Genomic DNA, 3,044 nt, shown 5'->3' with positions numbered 1-3,044 from the left:
GCCAGCCCCAGCTCCCGGGTCGCCCGGTGAAGGCGAGGAAGAAGGGCGTGAAGGGAGCGAAGAGCGTTGCTGCCTAGGCTAGCCCCTTGTCACACAAACTACCGAAGCCTCGAACTTTTTCGGGTTTCGTCACGGACCCGCCAGACCTTCCTGCCTTCCCGACTTCCCGAGCATCAGGCTCTCCTCAAGCCCGTGGCTGGGGCCTCAGAACTCGACGAGCCTGCCGTGGTGCACGACGCGGTCGACGATCGCGGCAGCCAGCTTGTCGTCAGCGAACACCGTGCCCCACCTGCCGGACTCGACGTTGGTGGTGAATATGACGCTCCTCCTCTCGTAGCTCTCGGAGATCACCTGGCATAGGAGCCTTGCGCCGTCCACGTCGAAGGGCACGTAGCCGAACTCGTCGAGTATCAGCAACCTCGCCCTCTTCGCCCCGTCGCGGTGGGCGGCCTCCGACCCGAGCATCGCCGTGCATGCCGCCACCTGCCCTGGCGTCGCGGAGGCGAGGAAGGCGTCTATCGTGTCGCCCGATATGAAGAGCGCCCTGGCGCCCCGTCGCAGACGTCCAGGTCGACCTTTTCGTCGTACTCCACGCGCTCGTCCCCGGCTGCCGCCCTGGCGGCTGAGAGGGCGACGGTGGCGCGGTCGAGGCCGCCGGTCGCCGCGAGCGAGCGCGACATGCCCTCCACGGCGGCCTCCCAGCCGCGCTCCGCGCTCTCGTCGCGCAGCACCCCGGGGTCGGCCTTCAGGCTGTCCGCCGGCTCGCCGTCGAGGAAGGCGACGAGCTCTTCAGGGAGCGACGCCCTGACGCCCGGGTCCCTCCATCCGGCGGGCCTCATGCAGAGGAGCCTCAGCTGCGGGGTCGGGTCCGACCTGTCGGTCGGGGCCTCGCCCCACTCGCGCCCGTGGGTGGCGACCACCTCGCCGGTCTCGCGGTCGCAGACCGCGGCGTCGAAGGCGCCCAGCGCGACGGCGACCTCGCGGCGCGCGTAGGCGGGCCCGGCCGAGTAGCGGTGGGGGCCGCCTACGGTGAAGGTGCCCTGCTTGTTGCACGTCCTGGTCTCCCACCTCACGCACGAGAACGCGGCAGGCGGCAGCGGCGAGAGCGCGTCTTTGTCCTCCCCGAACAGCTCGAGCTCGGGCGTGCCGAGCCTGTAGTGGCGCTTGCCCGCGCCGGGGTCGAGGCAGTCCCCGAGCAGCCTGCGGTCGGACGCGGCGACGTCGTGGAACGACGGGACGGGCACGAAGAGGTTCCTCCTGTGGCACCCGACCTTGTTCTCGACGTTGCCCTTCTCGTTGCCCGAGTAGGGGTTGGCGAGGGCGTGGCCGGGCCCGTAGTGCGCCGCGAAGCGCCGGAAGAGCTCCGAGAGCCTGACCTCGCCCCCGACGCGCCTGCCGACCTCGGTGGCGTTGTCGGAGACGGCACTCCTCGGCACGCCGCCCGCGAACCCGAAGACGTTGCGGAGCCCCTGGCAGACGCACTCGGACGTCTCGCCCCAGAACACCTGGGCGGGCCCCGCGTCGGGGTGCGGGAAGGTGACGGTCAGGTACTTGCCCCTGGTGACCACGCCGCGGACCCCGAGGTCCGCCTCCCCGAAGTCGACCTGGACCTCGCCGGGCAGCCAGCCCGGCGCGAGGAAGCCCCCGGCGTCCCTGCGGTCGCGCTCCCTGGCCATCTCCTGTTGATTTTCAATAGGAACTGCGCGGATGTCGCACGGGGACCTGACCACCGTACGCATCGGGAATTGAGCAGTATTCGCATGGGGGCCGTGCCCGGGCCGCGCAAGGGGCACGGCCCCCGCTATGTTTCCTCCGGGCGGGATTGATGATGAGTCGGACGAGGCCCGCCCGGAGAGGAAGGAAGGATGACCGTGCCCCTTGACACAAGACAGGCTATCAGGGAACTGGACGCCGGTGGTGCGTCCAGGTCGCAGATAGCGCGCGAGCTCCATGTGAGCCGCAACACCGTCCGCAAGTACGCGGACATGGAGGACATGTCGCCGGCCGCGCCCGTGAGCGCGAGGCCGCACCCCGCGATCGACGCCGACGCCGCGTGGGTGGACTCCGTCCTGGAGGCCGACCTCGGCGCGCCCAGGAAGCAGCGCCACACGGCGAAGAGGATCTACGACAGGCTGGTGGAGGAGCGCGGCTACGCGGGCTCCTACTCGACCGTGTGCCGATACGTGGGCGAGTGGAGGCGCGGGCACTCGCGCTCCCCGCGCGAGGGCTACCTCGAGCTCGCCTGGGAGCCCGGCACCGCGCAGGTCGACTACGGGTCGTTCCGCGCGGTCGTCGCGGGCGTCCCGCGCACCCTCAGGCTCCTCGTCGTGACGCTGCCCCACTCGAACGCCCGCTTCTGCGTGGCAATGGAGCTCGAGAGGTCCGAGTGCCTCTGCTGGGGCCTGCGCCTCGTCTTCGAGTGGGCCGGGCGGGCCCCGCGCGTCCTCGTGCTCGACAACGCCACGGAGGCCGGGCGCATGCTCCGCGGCATCGTCACCGAGTCCGAGCTGTTCTCGCACTTCAGGGCCCACTACCGCTGCGAGGTCCGCTTCTGCAACCCGCACTCCGGCAACGAGAAGGGCTCCGTCGAGAACGCCGTGGGGTTCCTCCGCCGGAACCTGCTCGTCCCCGTGCCCGAGGCCGCCTCGGTCGACGAGCTCAACGAGGGGCTCAGGGCCGGCTGCGAGCGGATCAACGCCGGCGCGAGGAACAGGGCCGGGGCGCCCACGCCGGAGGCGCTCCGCGAGGACCTCGCCGGGATGCTGGCCCTGCCGGGCGCGCCCTTCGACGCGGTCAGGTGGACGCACGCGCGCGCCGACAAGCGCGGCTACGTGCGCGTGGACGGCAACCTCTACTGCGTCGGGCCCGCCTGGCACGACCGCGAGCTCGTGGTGGGCGTGCGCGCCAGGTCGGTCGAGGTCCTCGCCGACCGGTGTGTTCCGTCAAGTAAAAATCGACAAATACGTCTGTCGAATTTCGACACCCTCATGCTGACCGCCTCCGGGCGGGCCGGCGCCGTCGCGGCCGGCCCGCCCGCTGCCTAG

At 71.1% G+C, this 3,044-nt stretch carries 3 protein-coding genes; 1 reads left to right on the top strand and 2 read right to left on the bottom strand.

The window, feature by feature from the left end; all coding sequences use genetic code 11:
- Window positions 1–204: 204 nt before the first annotated feature.
- Window positions 205–465, bottom strand: a complete 261-nt coding sequence (locus ACTQV3_RS09135) for an ATP-binding protein (protein ID WP_441550010.1) — start codon at window positions 463–465, stop codon at window positions 205–207.
- Between the two features lie 50 nt (window positions 466–515).
- Window positions 516–1,676: a Mu transposase domain-containing protein gene (locus ACTQV3_RS09130; protein WP_441069438.1), complete on the bottom strand. Its 1,161-nt coding sequence runs from the start codon at window positions 1,674–1,676 to the stop codon at window positions 516–518.
- 189 nt (window positions 1,677–1,865) lie between these two features.
- Between ACTQV3_RS09130 and istA the strand changes: the two genes are divergently transcribed.
- Entirely contained in the window at window positions 1,866–3,044 is a 1,179-nt protein-coding gene (gene istA / locus ACTQV3_RS09125; RefSeq protein ID WP_441536304.1) for an IS21 family transposase, read from the top strand.

This window comes from Collinsella sp. LCP19S3_A7 (assembly GCF_052121995.1).
Lineage (GTDB): Bacteria > Actinomycetota > Coriobacteriia > Coriobacteriales > Coriobacteriaceae > Collinsella.
Note: the sequence above shows the minus strand (reverse complement) of the source record. Positions and strands in the feature narration are given on the sequence as shown.

What these genes read in the sequence shown, in the direction of transcription:
- ACTQV3_RS09130 (WP_441069438.1), bottom strand. Translation starts at nt 1,676, where the DNA reads ATGGCCAGGGAGCGCGACCGCAGGGACGCCGGGGGCTTCCTCGCGCCG.
- ACTQV3_RS09135 (WP_441550010.1), bottom strand. Translation starts at nt 465, where the DNA reads ATGCTCGGGTCGGAGGCCGCCCACCGCGACGGGGCGAAGAGGGCGAGG.
- istA (WP_441536304.1), top strand. Translation starts at nt 1,866, where the DNA reads ATGACCGTGCCCCTTGACACAAGACAGGCTATCAGGGAACTGGACGCC.